Annotated in this window: 1 protein-coding gene and 1 pseudogene; both read right to left on the bottom strand. The window is 77.2% G+C overall.

The window, feature by feature from the left end; all coding sequences use genetic code 11:
- Positions 1-747 (bottom strand): annotated as a pseudogene (locus PPSIR1_RS41365) (hypothetical protein); the annotation flags it as partial.
- Positions 744-1423, bottom strand: a 680-nt coding sequence (locus PPSIR1_RS41360) for a DUF2169 family type VI secretion system accessory protein (RefSeq protein WP_157596541.1), incomplete at its 5' end; no start/stop codon positions are given. The gene PPSIR1_RS41360 and the pseudogene PPSIR1_RS41365, both read right to left, overlap by 4 nt.

The raw sequence follows: 1423 nt of genomic DNA, 5'->3' as shown, positions 1-1423 counted from the left end.
GGCGCAGGCTCGGGCGAGGGCGCCGCGATCGCCGGGCGCTCGCAGCTCCTGACGAAGCGCGGCGATCCAGGCGAGGGGGGTCAACTGGAAGCGTCGGCAAGCAGGAGCGGTGGCGAGGACGAGGAAGGCCGCGGCCTCGCCCGGGGTGTGGGCGTCTTGGGGTCCTGTGGTCAGCAAGCGCTCGGCGGCCTCGAGCGCGGCCAGGCGCGCGGGGTCGACGAAGCTGTCGAGGCCGCCCGCCACGGCCAGGCCATCGCCGCGCGGATCGTGGAGCGAAGCCCGGGCGCGCTCGAGGGCCGCGAACCAGCTCGCGCCGCCGCCGGGGCACAGCTCGCGGGCACCCAGGGAGACCCCGGCCTGGGCAGCCAGGGCCGCGAGCAGGGCTCCGTCGCGGTCGTCCGCTCCAGAGACGGGGACGCCTCGCTCCGCCGCGGGGGGCCCCGCGAGGGTGAGGGGGGGAAGGGCTTGGGGCGGGAGGGGGGCGAGGGCCTCGGCGAGGGCTCGTCCGCCGAGCCGGACCAGGCGCTGCTCGAGGGCCGACAGGCTGCGCGTCCACGCGGGCTCCCGCAGCGCCGGCAGGTGGCGCTCTCGCAGGTGCCCCACGCGGATCGGCTCGCCGCGCGCGTCGAGGATCGAGCTCTCGAGCTTGCGGGCGATGCCCGCCCGGAGCGCGACCTCGGTCTGCGCCGCGTCGAGCCCCACGGGGGAGCACACGCCGACGCTCACGATCGCCATCGCCTCGCTCACGGGGCGCCCTCCGAGCCGAGCAAGTGCGCGACGTCGCCGGCGCCCTCGAGGCTCGCCAGGCCCACGTCGACTTGCTGGACCCGCAAGAGGTCCTCGCCCACGGCCAGGCGCGCGTGCCAGGTCATGCTCAGGCGCTCTTCGTTGGGTTCGATCAGCACGGTGTCGAGCGCGGGGGCGAGGGCCTGGGTCTGGCCGCGAACGCGGGCGGAGAGCGCGAGGCCGCAGCGGGGCAGGCGAAACTCCCAGGCCTGGTCGGGATCGAAGCCGAGCGCGACGATGGCCTCGCCGCCCTCGAGGCCGGCGTCGAAGTGCAGCCCGGGGGCGGCGACGGAGGCGAAGCGCGGATCGTAGTCCTCGGGCAGGAAGGGGGCGCGCTGCTTGGCCCAGCGCGCGTCGTAGGTCCCGGCGCGCTGGACCCGGGGCGCCCAGCTCGACGCGATGGCGCCGAAGCCCGCGGGCGCCGGGCTTTGACCGAGGACCTGCAAGGGCGCCGCGGGGTCCTCGATGTTGGGCACGGGCTGGCCGAGGAAGCGGTCGGGGTCGCGGCCGCCCAGCCAGCCCACGCCGACGGGGTTCTCGGGCAGCGCCGGCCCCTCGCCCAGGGCGCCGCCGCCAAAGGCCCGCTCGTAGACCACCGGCATGCGCACGAAGGGCTCGGGGTCGCTGGGCGCCAGGC

This window comes from Plesiocystis pacifica SIR-1, assembly GCF_000170895.1.
Taxonomy (GTDB): Bacteria; Myxococcota_A; Polyangia; order Nannocystales; family Nannocystaceae; genus Plesiocystis; species Plesiocystis pacifica.
Note: the sequence above shows the minus strand (reverse complement) of the source record. Positions and strands in the feature narration are given on the sequence as shown.